Raw genomic sequence first — 3465 nt, 5'->3', positions numbered from 1 at the left:
GTTCGAAAGCTGCAACCGGCTTTGTTACATTTACAATTCCTAATGTAGACTTATTGGCATCCGAGTATGGTAAACCAAAATAGTTTACCAAATAAAATGAACTTAATGCTCTTACAGCATAAGCTTGAGCAACACAACGATTTACCACAACAGATTCCGATTCGGTGAAATGAGCCGAAGTTTCTGATGCTGCTATGATACGTGATGCACGGTCAATGGCATAATACCCTGTTCCCCAAATTTCCTCCAGATATGTATTGGTATCCAATATCTGGTATCTGAAGATATTATAGAAATGTGAGGTAGCAGCAGTATGTGCTGCCAAATCTGAAGAGGCATCTCCCATAGCAAGAATGTTTCTTCCTAAGAAAGAATAACGGCCCAATGTTTGATACAGTCCATTCAATGCATTTGTATAATCTTGCGAGGTATTAAATGCCTGATTGTCCGGAATGGATACCGACGGTGTTTCCGTAAGAAAATCATCGCAAGAAACAGAGCTTATCATCAGCATTCCTGATAGTGCGATTAATAATATATTTTTCATACTCTACTTTCTTTATAAATTAAAAACCTAAATTGATACCAAACATGATATTGGTTGGTACAGGATAAGACCATGATTGGAATCCGGTTGGTCTTGTTTGTGGATCAAATCCGATGTAATCACTCGATGTGATTGTGAACAGGTTGTCTGCCGAAGCATATACTCTTAAGTTGGAGATTCCGGCTTGAGCAAGAAGTTTAGTTGGCAATGTATAGCCAAACACGATTGACTTCATACGCAGGTAAGAACCGCTCATCAGGAATCGGGTAGAGTGAGCTTCTGCATTCGAGCTGCTACCTGCTTCAAATTTAGGAACATTGGTTATGTCGCCTGGTTTCTGCCAACGGTTTTCGTAAACATAGTTGGAAACCGGGCCCAGGAAGTAATGTCCCACCTGCATATCGTATGCAAAACCGGAGTTATATACTTTATTACCCAAGGTATAGCTTGCATCGAGCGATAAATCAAAATTCTTGTATTTGAAGTTCATGCCAACACCACCATAAAACTTTGGATCGGCAGAACCAACGATACGCTGACCGGCTTCGTTAATATTGGAAGTAGTTTCTTTACCTTCTTTACCTTTATACCAAAGGGGAGAACCTGTTTCGGGATCAACTCCTGCATATTCTGCCATATAGAAAGTGTTGTATGCTTCGCCAACTTTACGGATAGTCGTTGTATTTTCGATAGGTTTGTCTGTTGCCAGTTTGACAATCTTATTACGATTTAGGGTCCCGGTTAGATTTACATCCCATCTGAATTCGTCGGTCTTCATTACATTTGTATTTACCAGGAATTCAAATCCCTGATTCTCCATTTCGCCAACATTCTTCATTACAGAAGAGAATCCTGTTGTAAAAGACAAGGGTACATCAAAAATCATGTCCTTGGTACGTTGGTTATAGTAATCTAGCTCAACAGTGAAACGATTGAACAATACGGCATTCAAACCGATATCTGCTTTTGCTACAGTCTCCCATTTCAAATCCGGATTTGAAATCTGCGTAGGAACAGCTCCGGGTTTTGAATTGTACGAATATCCATAGCTATAAAGACCCATAGCTGCATAATAACCAATATCCTGGTTACCTACGGTACCGTAACTACCACGAATGGTAAGATCAGATAACCATTCTTTGGTGTTCTCCATAAAATCTTCTTCAGAAATACGGTACTTAGCACCGAGCGACCAGAATGGAGCCCATTTATTATTAGCCCCGAAACGAGATGAACCATCATATCTTAAAGAGGCAGATCCATAATACTTATTATTATAGTTGTATTCTGCATTCATAAAGAAAGAGGAAAGAGTACTTGCCTTTTTCATTGATCCGGCACTAACAGGAGTAGAAGCATTGTCCAACTCGAATACTGCATCGCTCGGATATCCGCTTGCGGCAGCATAAACCTGATTGAAAGCTACCTTCTGAGCTTCCTGTCCTAGTAATACATTTACATTGTGACTTCATTAAATGTATTTACAAAGTTCAATGTATTAGTAATAGAATAGGTAGTTGCACGTTCCAGATTCTTCTCTCCCATCATACCACTGTCTGAGTATTGGGGGTTGTATTTAGAACTATAGAAAAACTCATTCAAGTCAATAAGACTTAAACCTGCATTGGTTTTCCAAGTCAGGTTATCCGTAAGCTTATAGGTTACATACGGATTAACAACCAAAGTTGTTTGCTTCTGATTACGCTTATCACCATTATTTTTGTCATTAATCGCTACTGGGTTATAATAAGCATCCAAATTATACGATCCGTCGGCATTTCTAATTTGCTGGAAAGGACGAAGGTCATATACAGCAACGATCGGATTGATATACTGACTTTCGGTCATACTGTTGTCGATATCCGACAATGCTCCGCTAACAGATAGTCCATAGCCTAAACGGCCCTGGTTGCCATCCAGACTTAAACGTCCGGAATAACGTTTCATTCCTGTTCCAATCAGTACACCTGTGTTTTCAAAGTAGCCTCCACTGATGTAATAACGCATAGATTCGTTACCACCCTGAACACTTAGGTTGTAATCTTGCGTTGTTCCGTTTTGCAAAACAGCATCCAGCCAATCCACACTTTGAATATTTTCTGCCAGATTTACACCGTAATAGCCGTCAACATAGTAATTTAGTACACTCTCTGCTTCATCCATATTTTCAGCGTCACCGGAGTTCATAAGACCTTCCTTCCAGATTTCCTTATAACGATCCAGATTAACGGTTTTATAGTTATGATCTAGTGCGTTTACAAAGCTTGTTCCTGCCTTGGCACTGAAATTAAAACGTGCTTTTCCCTGTGCACCCTTCTTTGTTGTAACAACAATTACACCATTAGCAGCTCTGGCTCCGTAGATAGCTGTTGCTGTAGCATCTTTCAGTACGGTAATACTTTCGATATCATTAGGATTGATATTAGCCATCGGACTTGCAGCCATATCACCGCTTCCTGATGCACTGTTTACCCCCATTTTGTCTGAATAGATAGCAATTCCATCGATAACATATAAAGGTTCTGTGCCTGAGTTTACAGATCCTTTTCCTCGAATGGTTGTTGCTGCGAATGCACCCGGCTGACCGGTAAAGCTGCTTATCTGAAGACCTGCTACGCTTCCTTCCAGCGATTTCATGAAGTTAGCATCGGTTCTCTTTGTAAGGTTATCACCCCCTACAACCTGAGCTGCTCCGGTGAAAGCTGCTTTCTTCATAACGCCATAACCGGTTACCACTACTTCTTCCAGATTCTGAGTATCTGATTTTAATGTAACTTTCATATTCGGCATAATAGCCACTTCCTGGCTTTCCATTCCGATATAAGAAATTACTAACGTTTTAGCTGATGTAGGAACATTCAGACTAAATTTTCCATCATAATCGGTTACAGTTCCTGTCGTTGTTCCTTTTACAATAA

2 protein-coding genes and 1 pseudogene are annotated in these 3465 nt (G+C 40.1%); all 3 read right to left on the bottom strand.

The features are described from left to right. The coding region (locus tag AB7E53_RS14580; protein ID WP_446776516.1) for a RagB/SusD family nutrient uptake outer membrane protein at positions 1 to 547 on the bottom strand (547 nt) is incomplete at its 3' end. A gap of 19 nt (positions 548 to 566) precedes the next feature. Further along, positions 567 to 1952: pseudogene (locus AB7E53_RS14575) on the bottom strand (SusC/RagA family TonB-linked outer membrane protein); the annotation flags it as partial. A gap of 50 nt (positions 1953 to 2002) precedes the next feature. Next, a partial coding sequence (locus AB7E53_RS14570; protein WP_446776514.1) for a SusC/RagA family TonB-linked outer membrane protein occupies positions 2003 to 3465 on the bottom strand: 1463 nt, incomplete at its 5' end.

Origin of the sequence: Macellibacteroides sp. (assembly GCF_050251695.1) — a bacterium.
In the GTDB taxonomy this organism is placed as follows: domain Bacteria; phylum Bacteroidota; class Bacteroidia; order Bacteroidales; family Tannerellaceae; genus Macellibacteroides; species Macellibacteroides fermentans.
The sequence above is the reverse complement of the archived record's forward strand: the minus strand, read 5'-3'. Positions and strand labels throughout refer to the sequence as shown.